Source organism: Pseudomonas defluvii (assembly GCF_001695625.1).
Lineage (GTDB): Bacteria > Pseudomonadota > Gammaproteobacteria > Pseudomonadales > Pseudomonadaceae > Aquipseudomonas > Aquipseudomonas defluvii.
Genome location: NZ_MBPN01000306.1, coordinates 1 through 714 on the forward strand (window position 1 = coordinate 1; position 714 = coordinate 714).

The window sequence follows — 714 nt, forward strand, 5'->3', positions numbered from 1 at the left end:
GTGCACTCAGGAGGATTCGAACCTCCGACCGCTCGGTTCGTAGCCGAGTACTCTATCCAGCTGAGCTATGAGTGCAGGTTGGTATTTTTAGACCAGATTACCACTGGCTTATTCTGAAACCACTTCAACAAATTAAAGCAGCTTCGGAATATGGTGCACTCAGGAGGATTCGAACCTCCGACCGCTCGGTTCGTAGCCGAGTACTCTATCCAGCTGAGCTATGAGTGCAGTATTCTTGCAGCGCATTATAGTTCGCAGAATCATTTTGACAACCACTTTTTCGTTTAAATTCAACGACTTAGCGATTCATCCAGATTACAGCGCCCTACTTGAATAATGGCGGAGAAGGGGGGATTCGAACCCCCGATACCCTTGTGAGGTATACTCCCTTAGCAGGGGAGCGCCTTCGGCCACTCGGCCACCTCTCCGCAACACGGGGCGTATAATAACCAGACCCTTCCCCGTTTGCAAACTCTTTTTTGAAAAAAAACTGAGAAAAATTAAAGGGTTGGTTCTTCGTCCTTCTCTTTCTTGATCCGAAGGTAGATTTCCTCACGGTGAACAGCCACTTCCTTGGGGGCATTCACACCGATTCGCACTTGATTTCCTTTGACGCCGAGCACGGTCACGGTGATTTCGCCATCGCCAATGATCAGGCTCTCGGCGCACCGACGAGTCAGAATCAACATACCTTTCTCCTCACGCATTTCAGTT

1 protein-coding gene and 3 tRNA genes are annotated in these 714 nt (G+C 49.3%); all 4 read right to left on the reverse strand.

Features of this window, described 5'->3' with window-relative positions:
* Window position 1 precedes the first annotated feature (1 nt).
* The 4 genes from EKA13_RS27465 to csrA all read right to left on the reverse strand — a co-directional run bounded on the left by EKA13_RS27465 (window position 2) and on the right by csrA (window position 689).
* Window positions 2-75 (reverse strand) — tRNA-Arg (locus EKA13_RS27465).
* Window positions 76-151: 76 nt separating this feature from the next.
* A tRNA-Arg gene (locus EKA13_RS27470) sits at window positions 152-228 on the reverse strand.
* 109 nt (window positions 229-337) lie between these two features.
* Window positions 338-428 (reverse strand) — tRNA-Ser (locus EKA13_RS27475).
* 72 nt (window positions 429-500) lie between these two features.
* A complete protein-coding gene (csrA, locus tag EKA13_RS27480) occupies window positions 501-689 on the reverse strand; it encodes a carbon storage regulator CsrA (protein WP_009399024.1) in 189 nt (62 codons plus the stop codon).
* Between the last annotated feature and the right edge of the window lie 25 nt (window positions 690-714).